This is a genomic window from Gordonia sp. HS-NH1 (genome assembly GCF_001418765.1).
Taxonomy (GTDB): Bacteria; Actinomycetota; Actinomycetes; order Mycobacteriales; family Mycobacteriaceae; genus Gordonia.
The window spans coordinates 1-20525 of the sequence record NZ_LIYC01000013.1; the positions used below are offsets into that span (position 1 = coordinate 1).

At 69.3% G+C, this 20525-nt stretch carries 17 protein-coding genes; 9 read left to right on the forward strand and 8 right to left on the reverse strand.

Features of this window, described 5'->3' with window-relative positions; translation table 11 throughout:
• Nucleotides 1-225: 225 nt before the first annotated feature.
• The 8 genes from AMD30_RS11260 (at nt 226) to AMD30_RS11295 (ending at nt 9680) form a co-directional block, all read left to right on the forward strand.
• Entirely contained in the window at nt 226-1722 is a 1497-nt protein-coding gene (locus AMD30_RS11260) for an acetyl-CoA acetyltransferase (protein WP_055475694.1), read from the forward strand.
• 72 nt (nt 1723-1794) lie between these two features.
• A complete protein-coding gene (locus AMD30_RS11265; RefSeq protein ID WP_055475768.1) occupies nt 1795-2109 on the forward strand; it encodes a hypothetical protein in 315 nt (104 codons plus the stop codon).
• Nucleotides 2106-2549 (forward strand): Zn-ribbon domain-containing OB-fold protein, encoded by a 444-nt coding sequence (locus AMD30_RS11270; protein ID WP_055475695.1) that lies wholly within the window; start codon nt 2106-2108, stop codon nt 2547-2549. Before AMD30_RS11265 ends, AMD30_RS11270 begins: the two co-directional genes overlap by 4 nt.
• Nucleotides 2546-3730 (forward strand): thiolase C-terminal domain-containing protein, encoded by a 1185-nt coding sequence (locus AMD30_RS11275; protein WP_010842883.1) that lies wholly within the window; start codon nt 2546-2548, stop codon nt 3728-3730. Before AMD30_RS11270 ends, AMD30_RS11275 begins: the two co-directional genes overlap by 4 nt.
• Nucleotides 3731-3776: 46 nt before the next feature.
• A complete protein-coding gene (locus AMD30_RS11280; protein ID WP_055475696.1) occupies nt 3777-5216 on the forward strand; it encodes an aldehyde dehydrogenase in 1440 nt (479 codons plus the stop codon).
• A gap of 59 nt (nt 5217-5275) precedes the next feature.
• Nucleotides 5276-7669 carry a CaiB/BaiF CoA transferase family protein gene (locus AMD30_RS11285; protein WP_055475697.1) on the forward strand — a complete coding sequence of 798 codons (2394 nt, stop codon included), beginning with the start codon at nt 5276-5278 and terminating at the stop codon, nt 7667-7669.
• On the forward strand, nt 7666-8652 hold the full coding sequence (locus AMD30_RS11290; protein ID WP_055475698.1) for a GNAT family N-acetyltransferase: 987 nt from the start codon (nt 7666-7668) through the stop codon (nt 8650-8652). Before AMD30_RS11285 ends, AMD30_RS11290 begins: the two co-directional genes overlap by 4 nt.
• A gap of 47 nt (nt 8653-8699) precedes the next feature.
• Nucleotides 8700-9680, forward strand: a complete 981-nt coding sequence (locus tag AMD30_RS11295) for a PDR/VanB family oxidoreductase (RefSeq protein WP_055475699.1) — start codon at nt 8700-8702, stop codon at nt 9678-9680.
• An 81-nt stretch (nt 9681-9761) separates the two neighbouring features.
• On the opposite strand, the gene AMD30_RS11300 is transcribed toward AMD30_RS11295, so the two are convergent.
• The 7 genes from AMD30_RS11300 to moeA all read right to left on the reverse strand — a co-directional run bounded on the left by AMD30_RS11300 (nt 9762) and on the right by moeA (nt 18955).
• A complete protein-coding gene (locus tag AMD30_RS11300; protein ID WP_055475700.1) occupies nt 9762-10421 on the reverse strand; it encodes a TetR family transcriptional regulator in 660 nt (219 codons plus the stop codon).
• Between the two features lie 110 nt (nt 10422-10531).
• Nucleotides 10532-11365, reverse strand: a complete 834-nt coding sequence (locus tag AMD30_RS11305; protein WP_010842877.1) for a universal stress protein — start codon at nt 11363-11365, stop codon at nt 10532-10534.
• Nucleotides 11362-13041, reverse strand: coding sequence for an MFS transporter (locus AMD30_RS11310; RefSeq protein ID WP_055475701.1), 1680 nt, complete (start codon nt 13039-13041; stop codon nt 11362-11364). Before AMD30_RS11310 ends, AMD30_RS11305 begins: the two co-directional genes overlap by 4 nt.
• A 473-nt stretch (nt 13042-13514) precedes the next feature.
• Nucleotides 13515-15806 (reverse strand): AAA family ATPase, encoded by a 2292-nt coding sequence (locus AMD30_RS11315; protein ID WP_055475702.1) that lies wholly within the window; start codon nt 15804-15806, stop codon nt 13515-13517.
• The gene (locus AMD30_RS11320) at nt 15803-16852 is read right to left on the reverse strand and encodes a CDP-alcohol phosphatidyltransferase family protein (RefSeq protein ID WP_231632690.1); all 1050 of its coding nucleotides are present in this window, start codon (nt 16850-16852) and stop codon (nt 15803-15805) included. The genes AMD30_RS11315 and AMD30_RS11320 overlap by 4 nt, the downstream gene beginning before the upstream one ends.
• A gap of 26 nt (nt 16853-16878) precedes the next feature.
• Nucleotides 16879-17610: a phosphatidylserine decarboxylase gene (locus tag AMD30_RS11325; RefSeq protein WP_055475704.1), complete on the reverse strand. Its 732-nt coding sequence runs from the start codon at nt 17608-17610 to the stop codon at nt 16879-16881.
• A 103-nt stretch (nt 17611-17713) separates the two neighbouring features.
• Complete coding sequence (moeA, locus tag AMD30_RS11330) at nt 17714-18955, reverse strand: molybdopterin molybdotransferase MoeA (protein ID WP_055475705.1); 1242 nt, start codon at nt 18953-18955, stop codon at nt 17714-17716.
• A 99-nt stretch (nt 18956-19054) separates the two neighbouring features.
• On the opposite strand from moeA, the gene AMD30_RS11335 reads away from it, so the two are divergent.
• Nucleotides 19055-19855 carry an HAD-IIA family hydrolase gene (locus AMD30_RS11335; RefSeq protein WP_010842871.1) on the forward strand — a complete coding sequence of 267 codons (801 nt, stop codon included), beginning with the start codon at nt 19055-19057 and terminating at the stop codon, nt 19853-19855.
• Between the two features lie 132 nt (nt 19856-19987).
• Here the strand turns inward: AMD30_RS11335 and AMD30_RS11340 are convergent, their stop codons facing one another.
• Nucleotides 19988-20446 carry an SRPBCC family protein gene (locus AMD30_RS11340; protein ID WP_055475706.1) on the reverse strand — a complete coding sequence of 153 codons (459 nt, stop codon included), beginning with the start codon at nt 20444-20446 and terminating at the stop codon, nt 19988-19990.
• Nucleotides 20447-20525: the final 79 nt, after the last annotated feature.

The following is a 20525-nucleotide window of genomic DNA, read 5'->3' on the forward strand; positions in this document are numbered from 1 at the left end:
AACAAGAAGACCAGATCCGCGGTGAGAACCGTGCGCACGCCGCCGACGTCGCGAGCCGCCGACGAGACGATCGGGTCTGGCAGGACGCACCCACCGAGGTGCTCCCGCGCGTCTGACGCCATCCGGCCGCAATCCACGAGGGGTGGATTGCGGCCGGTAATCTATTGAAGTTAGATTTGACGTGACGGTCGCCCGCCGTCTCGTCGAACTGGAGGCAGGCCCCTGATGACCATCGATCCCCGCACGCCCGTCCTCGTCGGTGGTGGACAGATCACCGCTCGCGACGGCGGCGTCGAGCCGGTCGACCTGATCGCACGTGCGGCGCGCGAGGCGGCTGCCGAAGCGGGGACGATGCGCCTCCTGGAACTGATCGACTCCGTCCGCGTGGTCGGCCTGCTCTCGTGGCGCTATCGCGACCCCGGTGCCCTGGTGGCCGAACGGATCGGAGCACATCCACGGCACACCGGATACACCGGGAACGGTGGGAGTACGCCACAGGTGCTGGTCAACGGCGCTGCCGAAGACATCGCCGCGGGCCGCGCCGATGTGGTCCTCATCGGCGGTGGCGAGGCCTGGCGTACGCGGATGAAACTCCGCGCCAGAGGGGAACGGCCGGAATGGACGCGACAGGACGACTCGACCCCGTCCGCGCCGATCATCGTCCCGGATGTACCCATGGAGGCCGAGAGCGAGCGGCGGATCGGGCTGGACCGGCCGTCCTTTGTCTACCCGCTGTTCGAGCAGGCTCTGCGCATCGGGGCCGGCAGGAGCATCGCGGACCACGAGAAGGTGCTCGGCGAGCTGTGGTCGTCGTTCAGCGAGGTGGCCGCCGGCAATCCGCACGCGTGGACACAGCGGAACTACGCGGCGGAGGAGATCGTGACCCCGACCGACGCCAACCGTCTGATCGCTTCTCCTTACCCGAAGTTGGTGAACTCCAACAACATGGTCGATCAGGGTGCGGCGTTGCTGATGTGCTCCGTCGAGACCGCGCAGCGCCTGGGGGTGCCGACCTCGTCCTGGGTCTTCCCGCACAGCGGGACGGAGTCCAAGGACACCGACGCGGTCGCGGCGCGTCCCGCGCTCGACGGTTCGGCGCCGATCCGGATAGGCGCCGCCCGGGCGCTCGAACTCGCGGAGGTCGAAATCGGCGACATCGAGCACCTCGACATCTACTCGTGCTTCCCCTCGGCCGTCCAGGTCGCCGCTGCCGAGATCGGGGTTCCGACAGATGATCCCGGTCGTCCGCTGACGTGCACCGGTGGGCTCACCTTCGCAGGCGGTCCGTGGAACAACTACAGCACGCACGCGATCGCGACGGTGGCCACTCGGCTGCGCCGATCGCCCGGCACCTTCGGCATGGTGACCGCGAACAGCGGGTACCTGACCAAACACGCCTTCGGCGTGTACTCGACCGAGCCGCCCGCCGCCGGCTTCCGTCGGCACGACGTCACCGAAGCGGTGCATCGGGTATGGGCAGGCGCCGAGCGGCCGGTCGAGGTGGTCGATTCCCACGAGGGTGTCGCCGAACTCGAGACCTGGACCGTCGCTTATGGCCGCACCGGCGTCCCCGAGCGGGCGTTCGTCGCCGGTCGCGTTCCCGGTGGCGGTCGCACCCTGGCGGTGGTCACCGACACCGGCGACCTGGATGAACTCGCGAGCACCGAGGCGCAGGGGCGACGCGTGCGCATCGCCGCCGACGGCTCCGCGCATCTCGATTGACGACATATAACTAAAGCCGTAAGGTTTATGGCGATGACGACGGACAGTGATCCGGCGGTGAGGAGAGACACGATGAGCGAACTGGATGACTTCCGGGCGCGCTACGAGCGGCACGTCGGCCATGTGGTCGACGGGGACATGAAAGCCGCGGTGGCCGAGATGATCCAGGAGAACATCCCGGCGGTCTTCGACGGCGTCGACGTCCCGCGCGGCGCGGTGGACGGGCACCGGATCGTCGGCGTCCGGGCCGACGGCGACCGCATGATCGGGGAGACCGTCTACACCACGGAGGGTCGCGAGATCGGCCTGCGTTCGATCTGGGAGCGTCGGGACGGCGAATGGCTCGCCGGAGCCCTGCAGAACTTCGCACCCGAGTCGGTGCGATGACCGCCGTCGACGTTCCCTGGGGGCCCGCCGCGGACGGGTTGGACCAGCCGTACTGGGACGGGCTGACCGAGCGTGAGTTGCGCCTCCAGCGCTGCCGCAGCTGCTCGACCTGGATCTGGAGCCCCCAGTCGGTGTGCGGCAACTGCCACTCGCTCGACATAGGCTGGGAGGCGGTCGAACCCGTCGGCACGATCTACAGTTGGAGCCGAAGCTGGTATCCCTACATCCAGGAGCTGTCCGACCGGCTGGCGTATGTCAGCGTGCTCGTCGAACTGGACAACGCGGGTGCTCGGCGCGTCCTCGGCCTGCTGACCGACGATCCCGAACGCACCCCACACATCGGCGATCGCGTCGTCGGGGTCTTCGAGGAACGCGACGGTGAACCGTGGCCGCTTCTCCGGTGGCAACGGGCCGAGTCGAGCGACGGAGGGCGTAGATGAGCAACGGAATCCGTGGTGGCGCCGCAGTCGTCGGTGTCTCCGAGGCGCACTACAAGCGCGGTCAGTCGCCGTTCACCGAACAGCAGATGACGATCCGGGCGATCCTCGACGCCTGCACCGACGCGGGAGTCTCACCCCGGGAGATCGACGGATTCGTTTCGTACGCAGGCGGTTCCAATGACGGGCCGATCCTCGGCGCGGCGCTGATGATCGACGAGCTGCGCTGGTCGAACATGATGTGGGGTGGCGGCGGCGGAAGTGTGGCGGCCGCGATCACCAACGCGGCCGTCGCCATCGCGTCGGGTCAGGCGCAGTGCGTCGTCGTGTACCGCGCGATGTCGCAGGCCGACACCGGGCGCCTCGGATACGCCAAGTACCACTACGGATCTCACTTCCTCGCACACGGTGTGGGGTCGCCGGCCCAGATCTGCGCCATGCGCACCCAGCGCATGCTGGAGCACGACGGTGTGCCCCGCTCGGCGATGCGTTCGCTGGTGCTGGCCGCGTATCAGCACGCGCAGCAGAACCCGACTGCGCAGGGCCACGGCAAGCCGCTGGACGAGGAGACCTACGAGTCCTCGCGGCTCATCGCCGAGCCCTTCCATCTCTACGACTGCTCGCGGGAGAGCGACGGTGCCGTCGCGCTGGTCCTCGTCGGCGCCGACCGTGCACGGGATCTCCGTCGTGACCCGGCGTTCGTGCTGGCCGGTGCGCAAGGAGCGCCGGGCGGCTTCTGCGAACGGGTCGACAACGACGCACAGTATTCGACGGCCGGTTTCGGTCCGGCGAACAACGGGAAACCCGGTGTCGCCGAACGTCTCTGGGCGGCGGCGGGCCTCGGACCCGACGACGTCGACGTGGTCCAGGTGTACGAGAACTTCAGTGGTCCGGCGGTCGCCGCGCTGATCGATCACCGGTTGTGCCCACCCGGCGAGGCGGCCGGCACCGTGATGACGGTCGACAATCTGACCGCCCCACACGGGAAGTTGCCGGTGAACACCAGCGGGGGCAATCTCGCGGACTCGTTCATCAACGGACTGAATCTGGCGGTCGAGGCCGTCCGGCAGATCCGGGGCACGTCCACCAACCAGGTCGCCGAGGCGCGGACGTCGTTGTTCATCGGAGGGCCGATGGCGCCGCTCGTGAGCTCGGTGCTGTTCGGCCACGCCGACACCGTCTAGCGGCGACAGGCACCACCTCCGTCACCACATCTGATCGGGAGAAGACATGTTGGAGCGAGACGCTCTGTTCATCGGTGGACAGTGGACACCGACAGAGTCGGGCACGGGGTACGACGTCATCGAGGCGGCCACCGAGAAGCCGCTGGGCAGAAGCACGCTGGCCGGCCCGGCCGACATCGATCGCGCGGTCGCCGCGGCGCGGTCGGCGCTGTCGGGACCATGGCGTTCGATGGGTCCGGGGGAGCGGGCCGATGTCCTCGACCGATTCGCCGCCGCTCTGACCGCACGCGGGCGCGACACCGCCCAGCTGGTCAGCCGGGAGAACGGCATGCCCATCGCGTTGTCGAAGTCGGTCAACGGATACGGCCCGGCGGCGATGCTCACGTATTACGCGAACCTGATCCGCGCCACCGACACCGATGACGTGCGCCCGAGCGCCTTCGGTGGACGCACCGTTGTCCGGCGTGAACCGGTCGGTGTCGTCGCGGCCATCACCCCCTGGAACTACCCTCAGCCGCTGGCGGCGATGAAGATCGCGCCGGCCCTCGCGGCGGGTTGCACGATCGTGCTCAAACCCGCACCGGAGACCGCACTGGATGCCTTCGTCTTCGCCGACGCGGCACTGGAAGCGGGTGTCCCTGACGGGGTGCTGAATGTCGTTCCGGCCGAACGCGAAGCGGGTGCCTACCTGGTCCGGCATCCCGGCGTCGACAAGGTGGCGTTCACGGGTTCGACGGCCGCGGGGCGGGCCATCGGCGAGGTCTGCGGTGCTCTGCTGCGCCCGGTGACGCTCGAGCTCGGCGGCAAATCCGCGGCCATCGTGGCCGAGGACGCCGATCTCGACGAGTTCAGCCGGCACCTGCTCGACGTCTCGCTGGTCAACAACGGCCAGACCTGCCACGCGAGCACCCGGATTCTCGCACCGCGCTCGCGGTATGCCGAGGTCGTTGACGCCGTCACCGAGACGGTCCGGGCCCTGCCGGTGGGGGACCCGCTCGACAAGTCGACCGCCATCGGACCGCTCGTCAGCGCCGCGCAGCGCGACCGGGTGCTCGGTCATGTGGAGGCGGGGCGCGCAGCCGGATACCGCATCACCACCGGCGGCGGCGTCCCCGGCGGTCAGCCACAGGGTTGGTTCGTCGAGCCGACGGTCTTCGCCGACGTGGACAACTCCGCGTCGATCGCACAGGAGGAGATCTTCGGTCCGGTCCTCACCGTCACCGAGTACACCGACGAGGACGATGCCGTCCGCATCGCCAACGACTCCGTGTACGGGCTCGGCGGGACGGTCTGGACGACGGATGAATCCCGCGGGCTGGCGATCGCGGACCGGATCAGCACCGGGACGGTCGGAGTCAACTACTACGCACTCGATCTCGCGGCGCCCTTCGGCGGCGTCAAGGCGTCGGGACTCGGCAGGGAACTCGGCCCCGAGGGCCTGACGCCGTATGTGTCCACCAAATCGGTGTACTTCGGTACGCGCTGAACTCGGCCGCAGAAGACACAGCCCTCTGCTGCGGCACAAATACTTTCGACAGGAGTGACATGAACGGTCTGCCTCTCACAGGTGTGCGGGTCGTCGACGTGACCGACGGCCTCGGTGAATCGTGCGGCCGTTTTCTCGCCGACCTCGGTGCCGAGGTGGTCCGCGTCGAACGGCCGGGCGGTTCGCGTTCGCGTCACGCGGAACCGGTCGAGGCGGGGATCAGCATCCCGTTCGCGCTCAACAACGCGAACAAGAACCTCGTGATCCTCGACCTCGACTCCGAGGCCGGACGATCCCGATTCCGCGAGTTGGTCGGCGGCGCCGACATACTCGTGGAGACCACGTCCGCCGGGAGCGGGATCGAGCCCGCCGATCTCCGCGAGGAGAATCCCGCGCTCGTCGTGGTCACGGTGAGCGGATTCGGACTGACCGGACCCTACCGCGACTGGGCGGCCACCGAGTCGGTGATCTACGCGATGAGCGGTGTGCTGTCGCGGTCGGGCGAACCCGGTCGCGATCCGCTCCTGCCGCCGGCCGGTCTCGTCGAGCAGTCGGTGGGCGTGCACGCCGCGTGGTCGGCACTCCTGGCGTTCTACGATCGCCTCCGCACCGGCAGCGGACAACTCGTCGACATCTCCGCCTTCGAGGCGGTGGTGCACGGATTCGATCCCGGGTTCGGCGTCCAGGGTTCGGCGGCGGCCGGACGGCGCGACGACTTCCCGCGGGACCGGCCCGACGCGGCCAACTTCTACCCCGTCCTGCGCTGCGCGGACGGGCAGGTGCGAATCTGTCTGCTCGCCAAACGCCAGTGGCGCGCCATGTTCGCCTGGCTGGGTGAACCCGAGGAGTTCGCCGACCCCGTGTACGACACGATCCCCGCGCGATTCGCCGCCGCCGACCGGCTGCACCCGCTGATCGAGGAGATGTTCGCCGCCCACACCCGCGACGAGCTCGTCGCCGAAGGCGCCGCGCGCGGTATCCCGATCGGCGGGGTCCTGCGCATCGGCGAAGTCCTCGACAACGAACACTTCAGCGCCGCGGGAACTCTCATCGACGCCGAGATCGCACCCGGTGTCGATGCGCGGATCCCCTCCGGCTATGTGTCGATCGGCGGACACCGGGCGGGATTCCGGCATCGGGCTCCGGTCGCGGACGCGGGTGCCGACGAGTACACCTGGTCGACGAACGCCGAGGCCTGGCGTCGCGCGGACGACCTGGGAGAGCCGGGGTCACACCCGTTCGCCGGGCTGCGCGTGCTCGACCTCGGCGTCGTGGTGTTCGGGGCCGAACTCGGCAGGCAGTTCGCCGACCACGGTGCGGACGTGATCAAGGTCGAGAACCGCGAGTTCCCCGACGGTCTGCGCCAGTCGAAGCGACCGAACTCCCTGTCCCCGTCGGTGGCATGGGGTCATCGCAACCGTCGATCGCTCGGACTGAATCTGCGGACGGATGCGGGCAAGGAACTGTTCCGGAAGCTGGCGGCCGACGCCGATGTGGTGCTCGCGAACTTCAAACCCGGGACCCTCGACGCGATGGGAATCGGTTACGACGAACTCCGACAGGTCAATCCGCGGATCATCGTCTCCGAGGGAAGCGCCTTCGGGAGTGTCGGACCGTGGAACACCAGGCTCGGCTACGGACCTCTTGTCCGTGCCGCCTGCGGGGTCTCGGCTCTCTGGCGCTACTCCGATGACGACACCGGCCTGAGTGACGGTTCCACCGTGTACCCCGACCACATCGGTGGGCAGGTGAGCGCGGTGACCGTTCTCGCCGCGCTGATCGCGAGAACCTCGCGCGGCCAGGGCGCCGACATCGAGATCGCGCAGGCCGACACGGCCCTCGTCGCCCTCGGCAGCCAGCTCGCACGCGAGTCCCTGGCCGCGGGATCGGTGTCGGCCGTCGGCAACAGCGATCCATTCGCCTCGCCGGCCGGCGTCTATCCCTGTGCCGGAGACGACGAATGGATTGCCGTCACGGTCCGCGATGACAGCGAATGGCGGAGCCTGGCACGCGTGATCGGCCGTGAGGATCTGGCCGACGACCCGCGGTTCCGTACCGTCGATGCGCGGATCGACAACCGCACCGAGGCCGACAAGGTGCTGACCGGCTGGCTCGCCGACCGGACACCCACCGAGGCGATGACCGCCCTTCAGAAAGCCGGCGTGCCCGCAGGCGCGATGCTCCGCTTGCCCGAGTTGCTCACCGACCCACATCTTCTCGAACGGAACGCCTACTCGCAGCTCGAGCATCCGCTGCTCTCCGGGCCGCTGCCCACGGCGGTGCGGGTCGCCAGATTCACCTCGATCCCGGACGCGCCACTGCGTCCGGCGCCGGCCCCGGGTGCCGACACACGCGAGATCGCCCTCGAGGTACTCGGACTCGACGAGGCCGAACTCGGCGCGCTCGTCGCCGATGGTGTCCTCCAGCCCACGGACGGGAATGCACAGCGATGATCACCTACGACTGGCGTCCCGAACTGACCGGCGCGGAGCTCGACGAGGTCCTCCAACTCGTCTCCGACGCCGCGGAATACGACGAGGAAGCGGGGTTCTCGTCGATCGACGCCGACACCGTGCGCGGGACCGGTGGAAACGCTGGAACCGTCGCGCACCTGCCGATCAAGGCCCGCCGCGACCTCAGCCCGCTCGAGGACGTCCCGATGGTCATCGTGGCCTACCTTCATCTGTCGGTCGACGCCGACGGAGTGGGCACGGTGTCCTACGTCGTCCACCCGGACTACCGTTCACGCGGGATCACGACCCTGCTGGTGGAGGAGATCGGCCTGGACGTGACCCGGGCTGACGGGTGGGAACACACCGGTGCCAGCGCGCTTCGGTGTTGGGCATACGCCACCCATCCGGCATCGGGCAGGCTGACAAGGCGATTCGGGATTCCCGCGGTGCGCAGGCAGTGGACCCTTGCTCGGCACCTGGCCGGTCCGTTTGCACTCCCTCTCGACGAGACCGGGGTACCGGACCGGGTCGCTCTCGCCGCGCCGCGCGACCTCGCGGCCGACGATCCCGAGATCGGCCGGGTCGTGTCGGCCGCGCAGCTGCCCGAACGGCACCACGACCGTGTGTCCGCCGACCTCCGTCGTGGTGGCGGGACCGTCATCGAAGCGCGGGATGAGAGCGGTGACGTCCTCGGATTCGTCTGGTACACCACCGAACACCGTATGCATCTCGAACTGCGGACCGCGCCCGTCCACGCGCTCGTCCTGTCGGAGAAGGCACGCGGTCTCGGACTCGGGACGACGCTGCTGACCGCAGCGCTGGTCCGGCAGCGTGGTTCGGGAATCCAGGTCTCCCAGTTGCGGATCGATCCCGACGATGCCGGTGCGGTGCGGATGTGCCGTCTGCTCGCCTTCGAGCAAGAGGACGTGCACTCCTGCTATCAGGTCGGAACCAGTACGAGCCCGCCGCCGGCGTTCCGATGAGCGCCGTCCGCGCCGGGCGACAGCCGTTGTGAGGATGGGAAATCCGAATGAGTGAGGTCCTGACGGCCACCGAGTTCTCCGGCGATGCCAAGTTACGGGTCGCCGCGAAACAGGTGGAGGCCGAGGGGGTCGTGTCGCTCACGCTGGTCGATCCCGACGGGAACCCGCTGCCCTCCTGGGAACCCGGCGCGCACCTCGACCTCATCCTGGGCGACGATCTGATCCGTCAGTATTCGCTGTGCGGCGACGTGACCGACCGGGACCGACTGCGGGTCGCCGTTCTGCGTGAGCCCGCCGGCCAGGGTGGATCGGCGCGCGTGCACGATGAACTGACGGTGGGGGATCTGATCGCGGTCAAGGGGCTGCGCAACAACTTCCCACTCGTGGGGGCGGATTCGTATCTCTTCGTCGCCGGCGGGATCGGGATCACCCCACTCGCACCGATGATCGCCGAGGTCGACGCCCGGGGTGTGGAATGGACGCTGCTGTTCGGCGGCCGGACAGCATCCGGGATGGCCTTCGCCGAGACTCTCGCGCAACAGTATCCGGATCACGTCCGTCTCCGGCCCCAGGATGAGTACGGCTTGCTCGACCTCGGATCCGCGATCGCCGAGGTGCCGCCGGGAACGGCGGTGTACTGCTGTGGTCCCGAACCTCTTCTCGCGGCCATCGAGGCGGTGTGCGCCACCCGGTCGGACATCGAACTCCACGTGGAGCGATTCGCGCCCAAGATCGTTGTGGACGATAGTGATTCGACAGATGAGGCGTTCGAGGTCGTGTTGGGGCGCAGTGGGCGGACGGTGACCGTGTCCGCCGGCGAGTCGGTGCTCGACGCGTTGCTCGAGGATGGCGTGGACGTCGACTTCTCGTGCCGCGAGGGCACTTGCGGCACCTGCGAGCAGGGCGTTCTCGAGGGCGTGCCGGACCATCGCGACTCGGTGCTGTCCGAGGACGAGCAGGCCGCGAACGACTGCATGATGGTCTGTGTATCTCGTAGTTGCACACCGAAGCTGGTGCTCGATCTCTGACCGTCGATCTATGACTGTCGGCCGGTGACTGTGGAGCGGTGGCCGTCGAGGGGTGGGGTTTCGTGGCGCCCCCCGTTGTGGTCATCCCGCGGCGGCGGCCTCCACATCCGGTGCCGGCAGGTCGTGGTCACGGATGATCCCGTGCAGGAAGCTGCGAACGATCGCCTCGAAGAGCTGGCGCTGGGTGAGGTCGTTGCTCGACAACGCCTGCGCCAGAAGGGGTTGCGATTCCGCGGAGACATTCGGGAAGATCGCCGACTTGGGGCGCGGTGGGCGCATCGCTTCCATCAGGACCGCGCCGATCGACAAGGTTTCCATGCCGTCGAGGATGCGGACGTGCAGGTCCACTGGGACGCCGGAGTCGAGCAGGAACTGGGCGGTGTCCTCGTAGGTCGAGGTGAACAGATCACGCGGGAGATGTTGCAGCAGGACCGGGGCCGCGTTGCGGTGGCGCAGGATCGACTGTCGGAAGTTCAGCGCCAGGGCGACGAAGAACTCCGGCCAGTCGGGTCCGGGGTTCATCCGCGGTCGTCGGACCGCGGTGCCGGCGATGTAGCGCGCGACCTCGGTGAGGATCTCGTTCTTGTCGTCGAAGTGATGATAGAGCGACGGTGCCCGGACCCCGAGATGCTTCGCGAGCCGCGGCAGGCTGAACGCGTCGAGTCCCTCGGAGTCGATGATGTCGATGGACGCCATCACGGCTGCCTTGCGACTGATCAACGGCTTGGACGGCCGTGCCATGTCCCACCTCTCGACGCTGCCTGAACGGACCTAACAAGAGTAGTTTCAGGCGCGGTGGATGTCCATGTGGGCGAGCCGTTTCGATGGTCTTCTCGCACCGAGGGCGGCCATCAGGATGTCCGGCTGTGATCCACGATCGCTATCGGGCATCGCGTGTGGTGTTGCGCGGCGCGGGCCACCGAACCCGCCCAGGCCGCGAAGGTGCTTCCCGCGCGCGGGCGGGTGACGACGAGCAACGAGGCCTGCGGAACCGCCTCGCTGACCGCGCGGGACGGGTTGCCGTTGACCAGCTGCAGTGTCGTGTCACAGTCGGGGAAGCGTCGGCGCCACGGTGCGAGCAGCGCGTCGGCGCGTGCGTACACGGATTCGATCTGGGCGGGCGGCGCCGCGTCCGATATCGCGCACACGACCGCCACCGGGCTCCCCGTGACATCGGCGTACTCGAACGCGGCCGACAGCGCGAGATCGGAGGGGGCATCGACGTCGATCGCCGCGACGACCGGACCACCGGTGGCGAGGTTGCCGTACGGGACGGTCACGACCGGGCAGTGCGACCGCGCCGAGAGCGCGGAACTGATGCTCCCGGTGGTGAGACGTTCGATCAGTCCGGGCCGATGGTGTCCCAGGACCATCAGGTCGACCCGGTCCGACACCCGCGTGAGGAGCGGGATCGCGAAGTCGTGCTCGACGATGGTGTCGATGCGCAGACCGGCATGCTGGGCGGCCAGGCGGGTGGCCATCGAGGACACGTGGGCGACGGCTGCGCGGCGCGTGGCGGTGACGTCGAAGTCGAGGTCGAACTCACCGAGAGGTTGCAGCGCTGCGGTGGCAGCGAATCCGTGGATCAGCACCAGACGGTCCCCGACGCGGGCCGAGGCGGCCGCCCAACGGGCGGCCGCCTCGGATTCGGGACTCAGGTCCACCCCGACGGCGATGGTGTTCATCGCGCGCGGGTGGCGTCGCCCGTCCGCGTCCCGACGGCGGAGGCGTCGTCCGCGACGAGACCGACCGCGGACGGTGCCACGACTGCGGGTACGGCCACGTCGGCGGCGGCAGCCTCCTGCGCGCGGCGTTCCTCATCGCTGCTCATCGTCTTGAGGGCGACTTCCTTGATGAGCGTGATGGCGATGAAGCTCAGGGCCGCCATGACCGCTGCGACCAAGAAGATCCGGGCCGTGCCGTCGCCGTACGCGCCGCGGACGATGGCTGCGATCGGAGCCGGCAGTTCGTTCAGAGTGGCCAGGCCGGCGGCCCCGCCACCGGTCTGTCCGGACCCGATGCCCAGGGCCCCGAGGCCCTTCGCGATGAGGTCGGTGACGTGGTTGGACAGGATCGCGCCGAGCACCGAGACACCCGCGGCTCCGCCGAGCGAGCGGAAGAAGGTGACCGTCGAGGTCGCCGCGCCGAGGTTGTCGGGGCTGACGTTGTTCTGCACCGCGAGAACGAGGTTCTGCATGGTCATGCCCATGCCGCAGCCCAGGATGAACAGGAATGCACCGACCAGGACCATGTTCGTGTGCGCGTCGATCGTCGCGAGCAGGCCGAAGCCGATCGTCATCATCGCGGCACCCGCCACGAGGAATCGCTTCCACCGGCCGTACCGGGTGATCAGGTTGCCCGACACGGTCGCCGAGAGCATCGAACCGATGACCATCGGCAGAGTCAGCAGGCCGGCCGCGGTGGGTGAGTAGCCGCGCGCGATCTGGAAGTACTGCCCGAGGAACACCGCGCCGCCGAACAATGCGACACCGACGCCAACGCTGGCGAGAGTCGCCAGGGTCGTCGTGCGGTCGCGGAAGATGTGCAGCGGGATGATGGGGCTCGACACCCTCGACTCGACGAAGACGGCCGCGGCGAGCAGGGCGACTCCGAGTGCCACCAGTCCGTACGAGGTCAGCGATGCCCAGTCGAAATTCTTACCCGCCAGCGTCACCCAGACGAGCAGGGTGCTGACGCCCGAGGCGATGAGCACCGCGCCGAGGTAGTCGATGCTGACCTTCTTGCGGACGACCGGGACGTTCAGTGTGCGCTGGATGACGAGGAGGGCGATGACGGCAAGGGGGACACAGACGTAGAACGTCCAGCGCCAGCCGAGCCAGCTGGTGTCGACGATGACGCCGCCGATCAGGGGCCCGGCGACGGTTGCGACGGACATCACCGCGGCCATCGGTCCCTGGTACCGGCCGCGTTCGCGCGGGCTGAACATCGTCGCGACGACGATGACCACCAGGGCCTGCAGACCGCCGAGGCCCAAGCCCTGGACGACGCGGAAGCCGATCAGCATCTCGACCGACGTGGACAGTCCGGCGAGGACGGAACCGAGTGTGAAGAGGAACAGCGCGCCCTGGACCAGCAGCTTCTTGCTCACGAGGTCGGCGAACTTGCCCCAGATGGGCGTCGTTGCGGTCGATGCGAGCAGAGTGGCGACGACGACCCAGGTGTATTGATCCTGGCTGCCGTGCAGGTCGGTGATGATCGTGGGCAGGGCGTTGGACACCACGGTCGACGACAGGAATGCGACGAACATGCCGAGCAAGAGGCCGACGAGGGCGTTGATCTTCTGACGATGAGTCATCGGCACGTCTTCGGCCGGCGCCACCGCGGAAGCGGGTGCACTCATAAAACAAACCTCCGAGAAAGAATGCTGCCCGCGGCGACCGGAGACGGGGCGGGCAGCGAACCGGGACGCGCGACGGCGTACCGGATTGGTTGATTGCTGCAACTATAAAGCGTGATTGTTGTAACCAGCAACTATCGGAGGTTATTCCGAGTGTGTTCCGGGACTCACCCGGTTCCCGTCATCATCAGCCGGATCCGTCGACCGGGTGGGGATTCTCGTCGACTGGGCAGCGATTCTCGTTGACTGTGCAGGCTTTTCCGTCGACTGGGCAGGCGTTCTCGTCGACCGTGCATCGTTCTTCGTCGAGTGGCCCGATCTGATGGCCGCAAGGACGGAAGCTCGAGGTCGCCGCCATCCGCACTTGCGCACACTCGACGAAAATCCCTGCCCAGTCGACGAAATTCAGCGCCCAGTCGACGGAATCCCCTGCCCAGTCGACGGAAAGGCCCGCACGGTCGATGCCCGGGGCGGGGTCAGTCGAGACGACGCTGCGCGTAGGCCTTCAGGTCCGCCACCTGCGCGGGGTCGAGAGACGGTCGTACCCGCCGGCGGGCCTCGTCGACGTCGGCCACGGTCACCGAGGCGGCGTCGATGTCGCGGCGCATCGCCGACAGCGCGGCCTCGCGCAGCAACGCCGAGCAGTCCGCCGCCGAGTACCCCTCGAGGTCGGCGGCCAGGTCGTCGAGGTCGACTCCGTCGAGCGGGACGTCTCGCCCGGTGGCGCGCAGGATGTCCCCGCGCGCGTCGGCGTCCGGCGGCGGCACGAAGACGAGTCGTTCGAGCCGACCGGGCCGGAGGAGAGCCGGATCGATGAGGTCGGGACGGTTCGTCGCGCCGAGCACGACGACATCCTGGAGCGGTTCGACGCCGTCGAGCTCGGTGAGCAATGCGGCGACCACGCGGTCGCCGACACCGGAATCGGTGGATTGGCCACGGCGCGGGGCCAGTGCGTCGACCTCGTCGAGGAAGATCAGCGAGGGTGCCGATTCGCGGGCTCGCGCGAACAGGTCCCGCACCGCCTTCTCCGACGACCCGACCCATTTGTCCATCAGTTCGGCGCCTTTGACCGTGTGCACCGACAGCTGGCCCGACGCCGCGAGCGCGCGGACGACGAAGGTCTTGCCGCAGCCCGGCGGACCGAACAGCAGAACCCCGCGCGGCGGGTCGACGCCGAGCCGGGCGAAGGTGTCGGGGTGTTGCAGCGGCCACAGGACCGCCTCGGTCAAGGCCTGTTTCGTCTCCACCATGTCGCCGACGTCGGCCAGCGTGATCGAGCCCAGCGCGACCTCGGGGGAGTCCGAGCGGGACACCGGACGGATGACGTCGAGGGCGCCGACGAGGTCCTCGGTGCGCAGGGACGGCGCGGACTTCTCGGCGCTCGCACGTGTCGCGGCGCGGAGCGCGGCCTCCCGGGCGAGGGCGGCGAGATCGCCGGCGACGAATCCCGGGGTGCGTGACGCGACCGACGTGAGATCGAGGTCGCCGTCGGTCGGGACGTTCGACAGGATCGCCGACAGCAACCGCGCCCGAGTCGCGGCGTCGGGTAGCCCGATGACGAGTTCGCGATCGCAGAGCGACGGGTCGCGCAACCGGGCGTCGAGACGTACCGGCTCGGCGGTCGTCGCGACGAGAACGATCCGACCGTCGGAGATGCCCGAGCGCAGTTCGTCGAGGATGAGGGCGGCGACCGGCTCGGGTTCGGCGGGCAGCAGTGCGTCGACATCGGTGATCAACAGGACCCCGCCCGCGGACCGGGCGCGGGCGACCGCCTCGGCGACGGTCCGCAGGCGTGCTTCGGCCTGGGTCGCGCCGGCGGTCGGGCCGTCGACCGTCACCAGCGTGCGCGACGCGCACACCGACCGCACGAGTGTCGCCTTGCCACCGCCCGCCGGGCCGGTGACCAGGACGCCGAGACGCGGCGTCGCGCCCAGGGTGCGCAGCACGTCGGGCTCGTCGAGGGTGATCGTCAGCCATTCGGTCAGCTTGGTGATCTGGGAATCGACGCCGACCAGCTCCGACACCGGCCGGACCGGCACGTCGGGCTCCCGGGCGGGCTCGCGGACAGGGGCGGGCGCGACCACTGGTCGAAACGACTCGGTCTCCGACACCATGCCGAGGGCGCCGGGGATCCGGGGCGAACCCGGCCCGGTGCGGTCGCCGAGCGGCGCCACCTCGCCCGCCCTCGTCGACCAGAGCACGGCGGTGTTGGTCTGCACGCTCACGGGCGCGGAGACCTGCCCGTCCGCCGGTGGGCCGGGCTCGGTCGCGGTGACGGTCAGCAACTCGGTGGTCCAGGTGATCCCGACCGACCGCGCCAGCGCACGGGTGGCCTCGGTGGCGGCGAGTTCGGGACCGAGGTCGCGGGGGAGCAGCGAGACCGCGTCACCGACGGACAGGACCTTTCCCAGCAGTGCACGGCGCAGCGTCGACTCGGTGATCGACTGGGTGGCCAACGCCGAACCGCTCACCACCACCCGGCTCGCGCCCTGCACCGCGACCGGTGCGAGCACGACCGTCGAGTTCTCGCGGACACCGGCATTGGAGAAGGCGATCTCGTCGAGGAGGGCCACGCCGGTGGGTGCGGATGCCTCGGTCGCGGCCACCACGGCCGCCGTCACGCGGGCGCCGGTGATCGACACCGCGTCCCATTCCCGGAGCGCCAGGGCCGTGAGTACCTCGGGGTGGACGCGGATGATGCCGCGCCGGGCCTCGGCCGCCGAGGGATTGTGACGCGCCGTCAGCGTCAGGGAGGCGGGTGCGCTCATTCGGGCTCGCTTTCGGTCGTCTCGCCGGTGGCGCGGGCCGCGGGGACGCCGGGGCCGGTCGGACGGTTCAGGCCCAGCCGACCGAGCGAGTTGATGACCGGCCGGCGTCGACGGCCACCAGGAGATGCCGTGCGCAGGGCACGGCGCTGGGCGCGACGTTCGGCCGGTTTGTCCTCCCAGTGCTCGGGCCGGGAGGCGACCCAGCGACGCGCGCGCCACGCGAACGGGATGTGCAGGACATACCCGGCGATCGCGATCATCATCAGCACGTAGGGGAAGGTCACCAGCAGTGCCGCGGCCGCGGCGACCAACACCAGCAGGCCGGCCACGGCGCCGGGCGGGATCGACGCGGTCTTCAACGAGGAGGTCGGGACGCGGCTCACGGCCAAGAAGGCGACCAGGATCAGCCATCCGCCGACGGCCGGCAGCGACGTCCACCAGCCCTCGCCGAACTGTTGCTCCAGACCGATGGGCAGCAGCGCTGCGATCGCCGCGGCGGGAGCGGGGACGCCGGCGAAGAAGTCCCGCGTATAGGCAGGTGCGTCATCGTCGTCGAGCAGGGTGTTGAACCTCGCCAGCCGCAGCACGATGGCGCAGCAGTAGATCAGGGCGAGCACCCAGCCGAGGTCGTGGCCGTCGATGAAGTGGAAGTAGATGATCATCGCCGGGACCACGCCGAAGTTGATCGCGTCGGCCAGTGAGTCGATCTCGGCGCCGATCCGGCTGGTCGCTCCCATCAGGCGTGCGACCCGGCCGTCGATGCCGTCGAGGAACGCGGCTGCGACCAGGAGTGCCATCGCGGTGTCGACGTCGCCGTTGATCGCCGAACGCATCGCCGTCAGTCCCGCGCAGATCGCGAGGATCGTCAGCGACGACGGGATGACGATGCGGCTCGCCTGTGCCTGGCGTCGTAGACGCCGACGCTCCGGCGCTTTCTGCGGAGCCGGATGCGCCTGCGCGTGTCGACTGGCCGATCGTGCCGTCGGGGTGCGGGCGGTGCGTGATCCGGGGCGTCGCCGCCCGGGATTCGTGCCGGAGGAGGTCATGTCGGTCGAGTTCACCGGGCCGGAGTTCACTGATCCAGGTACGCGAACGGGGTCTCGCCGCCGACCGCGCGCTGCCCGACCGAGACGCGGGGCCGGGTACCGGCCGGGAAGTAGACGTCGACACGCGACCCGAATCGGATCAGCCCGTAGGTGTCGCCGATCGCCAGCGAGTCCCCGACCTTCGGTTCACACACGATGCGCCGGGCGATGAGACCGGCGATCTGCACGACCGCCAGCTCGGGGCCGGGGGCGCCGCCTGCGGCCGTGGTGCGGATGGTCATCGTGGTGCGCTCGTTGTCGCGGCTGGCTTCGGGCAGGTCGGCGGAGACGAACGCGCCCGGCGTGTGCGTCACGGTGGTCACCGTGCCCGCGATCGGCACGCGCTGCACGTGGACGTCGAAGATCGAGAGGAAGGTCGAGACCCGCGGCAGCGGCTGCGTGCCCAGGCCGGATTCGGCGGGCGGAACGGCTTCGTCGACGAGGGCGATGGTCCCGTCTGCGGGAGCGACCACCACGCCGGGCTCGGTGGGCGGGACACGCTTGGGATGCCGGAAGAAGGCCGCGCACGCCCCGGCGGTCAGCGCGGCGGGCCGCGCGATCCAGCGGTGCCGACGCCCCAGGAGGGCCACGGCGGCCGGCGCGGCGACGAACGGCGCGCCCGCCGGGTGGATCGGGGGGATGGTCTCTCGGGCCAGATCGAGAAAATGGGCGACACGGCCGGTGTCACCGGAGCCGTCCGGACGCGGACGTCGGGCCACGATCAACCTCCTCTGGCCTGTGTCCAGGCCGGGTACATGTGCGCACCGCATCGCCGGGTGCATCGGCGTCCACTCTAGAGCGCCGCCCCCGCGGACCTCGTCGTCAGCGCAGGACCAGCACGTCCACGAGCGATCCGGCCTCGACTGCCTCGACGTCGGCAGGGACGTCGATCAGCGCGTCGGCCTCGGCGAGGTAGCGCAGGTGATGGGATGCGGGCGGACCGATCGGGGCGACTCCGACAGTCCCGTCGACGTTCGCCGCGGCGAGCACGCCGCGCAGGAACTGTCGTTTGCCGCGGGGTGAGCGGATGTCGGCGGAGAGACGTGCCCTGATCCGATCTCGGTCGGCAGGCAGTCCCATCGCGGCGCGCAACGCCGGCCGGATGAAGACCTCGAAGGACACGAGCGCACTGACGGGGTTGCCCGGAAGGGTGATGATCGGTACCCGGCCCCCGCGGGACGAGGGGAAGTGGCCGCACCCCTGGGGCATACCCGGCTGCATCGCCACCTTCACGAACTCGACGGTCCCCGTCGCCGACAGTGCGTCCTTCACCACCTCGAAGGCGCCCGCGCTGACGCCCCCCGAGGTGATGATCAGATCGGCGTCGTCGGCGACCTCGTCGAGCCGCGCGGCGAAGTCCGCGGTGTTGTCGGGCACGAAGTGCAGATGACGACCGACCGCGCCGGCCTCGATGACCGCCGCGGTGAGCATGGCGCCGTTGGACTCATAGATCTGCCCGTGCCGCAACGGCTTTCCGGGCTCGACGAGTTCGGAACCGGTGGACAGCACGACCACGCGCAATCGGCGGGCGACGGCGACCTCGGCGATGCCCAATGCGGCCAGCAAGCCGATCTGCGGCGCGCCGATCACCGTGCCGGCCGGCAGCGCCCGGGTGCCGAACTCGATGTCGGAGCCCCCGCGCCGGATGTGCCTGCCGCGCTCGGGCGCCGCGGTGAAGGTGACGGTCGCCGCCGCGGCCACCGGGCCCACCACGGCGTCGGTCAGTTCGACGGGGACCACCGCGTCGGCGCCCCCGGGTAACGGGGCGCCGGTCATGATCCGGTGCGCGGTCCCCGGTCCGAGCGTGAGGTCGTCGGTGCGGCCGGCGGGGATGTCCGCGGCGACCGGCAGCGTGACCGGGTTGTCGGGGCTCGCACCCGCGAGATCGGCGGCGCGCACGGCGAATCCGTCCATCGCGGAGTTGTCGAAGCCGGGCAGCGAGAGCGGGGCGTCGACGTCGGTGAACGTGGCCAGGCCCAGGGATTCGGGCACCGCGACCTGCGATTGTTCGGGCGCGCCGAACAACGCCGCGACGACGCGCTGATGCTCTACGACGGTACGCATGGGCTCAGCATGCCAGGTGCCGGCGCGGGCGCCACCGCGTCCCGGCAGGTGGCCGGGCCAGTCCTGCGACCCAGCTGCCCGAGGACTACATTCGTGCGCATGGCGCTGGGTCTGCTGCTCGACATCGACGGGGTGATGGTCACCTCGTGGAAGGCGCTGCCGGGTGCGGTCGAGGCGATCGCCGACCTCGCCGATCAGGGTGTTCCACGGATGTTCTTGACCAACACGACGTCCCGTTCGCGCGGCGAGATCGCCGAGGCGCTGAACTCGTCCGGTTTCGAGGTGAGGGCCGACGAGATCCTCTCGGCGGCCAAACTGACCGCCGAACACGTCGCCGCCACCTATCCGGGCAAGCGCGTGTGGGTGCTCAACGAGGGCCCGATCGCCGAGGACATGACCGGCGTCGAGCTGACCGACGACCCCTCGTCGGCGGAGGTGGTGGTGCTCGGCGGCGCCGGTTCGGTGTTCACGCACGCGACGCTGTCGAAGGTCCTGGAGATGCTCCTGGACGGCGTCCCGGTGATCGCGATGCACCGCTCGATGACCTGGTCGACGGCGAGCGGTCTGAGCATCGACACCGGGGTGTACCTGGAGGGGCTCGAAAAGGCTTCGGGCGCAAAGATCAAGGCGATCGGCAAGCCCTCGCCGGTCGGTTTTCGGGCGGCCACCGAGATCCTGGGCCTCGAGCCGACCCAGGTGGTGATGGTCGGCGACGACATGCACAACGACGTCCTCGGCGCCCAGGCCGCGGCCCTGATCGGGGTGCTGGTGCGCACCGGCAAGTTCCGCGAGGAGGCGCTGCATGCGCTGCAGCGTGACGAGTTCGGGCCCTACCCCGACCACATCATCGACTCGGTGGCCGACCTCCCCGAGCTCATCGGCAAGCTCAGCGGGACCTGACCTGTGCTCGCGTGAGGAGCGAGCATGCGAGAACCCTTCGAGGCTCGTCGCTTGCGCTCCTCGCACCTCAGGGAGCGGAGGGGGCTTCGTGTTCTGCGCCCTGAGGAGCGAGCTTGCGAGCGTCTCGAAGGGTCAGTTGGTCTCGGCGGCGCGTTTGATCTCGCCCAGGGTCTCGGCCATCCCGAGCTTGAGTTCCTCTTCGAACGACTCGGCCCCACCGAAGAGTTTGTCGACGAGCACCGACGACACCTTGGTGGTCGATCCGTTGACCTCGCGGCGCTCGGTGACCGTGACGCCGGCGTCCTTCGGGGTGATGGTGTAGCTCCAGATGGTGTGGTTCTCCACGACCCGGAAGCCGAGTTCCTGGTTGGGGGTGAAGCGGACGACCTTGGCGGTGGTCGGCCACACCAGCGGGCCCCGGCGGTTGATGTTGATGGTCTTGGTCCCCAACCCGACGGTGCCGCCGCGGACGATCATCTTCTTGCACTGTGGGCTCCACTCGCCCATGCGCTTCAGATCGGAGATCACCGACCACACCTGCTCGGGCGTGGCGGCGATGTCGATGGACTCCTCGATGAGTGCTGCGGTCATGGTCGCCCACCCTATGGGCTTGTTGGCCGAGGGTCAATAAGCATGTTCCGGTGCTCGAGTCAACCCGGAAAACGCGCGG

Excerpts from the sequence above, each read along its gene's own strand:
- AMD30_RS11315 (WP_055475702.1), bottom strand. The coding sequence starts at position 15,806 with ATGAGCGCACCCGCCTCCCTGACGCTGACGGCGCGTCACAATCCCTCG.
- AMD30_RS11260 (WP_055475694.1), top strand. The coding sequence starts at position 226 with ATGACCATCGATCCCCGCACGCCCGTCCTCGTCGGTGGTGGACAGATC.
- AMD30_RS11310 (WP_055475701.1), bottom strand. The coding sequence starts at position 13,041 with ATGAGTGCACCCGCTTCCGCGGTGGCGCCGGCCGAAGACGTGCCGATG.
- moeA (WP_055475705.1), bottom strand. The coding sequence starts at position 18,955 with ATGCGTACCGTCGTAGAGCATCAGCGCGTCGTCGCGGCGTTGTTCGGC.
- AMD30_RS11300 (WP_055475700.1), bottom strand. The coding sequence starts at position 10,421 with ATGGCACGGCCGTCCAAGCCGTTGATCAGTCGCAAGGCAGCCGTGATG.
- AMD30_RS11270 (WP_055475695.1), top strand. The coding sequence starts at position 2,106 with ATGACCGCCGTCGACGTTCCCTGGGGGCCCGCCGCGGACGGGTTGGAC.
- AMD30_RS11335 (WP_010842871.1), top strand. The coding sequence starts at position 19,055 with ATGGCGCTGGGTCTGCTGCTCGACATCGACGGGGTGATGGTCACCTCG.
- AMD30_RS11265 (WP_055475768.1), top strand. The coding sequence starts at position 1,795 with ATGAGCGAACTGGATGACTTCCGGGCGCGCTACGAGCGGCACGTCGGC.
- AMD30_RS11285 (WP_055475697.1), top strand. The coding sequence starts at position 5,276 with ATGAACGGTCTGCCTCTCACAGGTGTGCGGGTCGTCGACGTGACCGAC.
- AMD30_RS11340 (WP_055475706.1), bottom strand. The coding sequence starts at position 20,446 with ATGACCGCAGCACTCATCGAGGAGTCCATCGACATCGCCGCCACGCCC.
- AMD30_RS11295 (WP_055475699.1), top strand. The coding sequence starts at position 8,700 with ATGAGTGAGGTCCTGACGGCCACCGAGTTCTCCGGCGATGCCAAGTTA.
- AMD30_RS11275 (WP_010842883.1), top strand. The coding sequence starts at position 2,546 with ATGAGCAACGGAATCCGTGGTGGCGCCGCAGTCGTCGGTGTCTCCGAG.
- AMD30_RS11290 (WP_055475698.1), top strand. The coding sequence starts at position 7,666 with ATGATCACCTACGACTGGCGTCCCGAACTGACCGGCGCGGAGCTCGAC.
- AMD30_RS11305 (WP_010842877.1), bottom strand. The coding sequence starts at position 11,365 with ATGAACACCATCGCCGTCGGGGTGGACCTGAGTCCCGAATCCGAGGCG.
- AMD30_RS11280 (WP_055475696.1), top strand. The coding sequence starts at position 3,777 with ATGTTGGAGCGAGACGCTCTGTTCATCGGTGGACAGTGGACACCGACA.
- AMD30_RS11320 (WP_231632690.1), bottom strand. The coding sequence starts at position 16,852 with ATGACCTCCTCCGGCACGAATCCCGGGCGGCGACGCCCCGGATCACGC.